Below are 453 nucleotides of genomic sequence, written 5' to 3'. Positions count from 1 at the left end.
GGCATAGGAGAGGCAGTCGGCAAGGTTAAGCTGGGCTGGATGCCCACGCCCCTTGCCATAGTCTGAAAAGGCCTTGACCGCGAGTCTGCCTTCGCCGGCGCCGATCGGTACAATCTCGATATTGGCCTCGTGCAGGAACGCCCCGATCACCGTCTCGGCAACCAGCGGCTCGACCGAAAGCTTGGTAGACACACGCATAGCTGCTTCGAGCACCACAAGTGCTGAGGTCATCCTGCTCGGCGCTTGCTCGATCCGGTTACTCCATTCGTCGGCGTCCTGTTCTCCCGATAGAATAGCGACAACCACCGAGGTGTCGACGAACATCAGGAATGTCCCCACATCTCGTCGATCTCGTCCTTACTCATAACCCGGCCGCCCTGGCCTGCCTTGGCCCGGAAGTCCTCGGCGATGACGGCGAGCCGTTTGGCGAGTGGGATGCGCTGACGTTCACGC

The 453-nt window shown here is 60.9% G+C and carries 1 protein-coding gene; it reads right to left on the bottom strand.

Features of this window, described 5'->3' with window-relative positions; all coding sequences use genetic code 11:
• On the bottom strand, positions 1-324 hold a 324-nt coding region (locus tag EOA32_RS37790), incomplete at its 3' end, for a type II toxin-antitoxin system VapC family toxin (protein WP_145971535.1).
• Between the last annotated feature and the right edge of the window lie 129 nt (positions 325-453).

The organism is Mesorhizobium sp. M1A.F.Ca.ET.072.01.1.1 (assembly GCF_004023325.1).
GTDB lineage: Bacteria > Pseudomonadota > Alphaproteobacteria > Rhizobiales > Rhizobiaceae > Mesorhizobium.
Note: the sequence above shows the minus strand (reverse complement) of the source record. Positions and strands in the feature narration are given on the sequence as shown.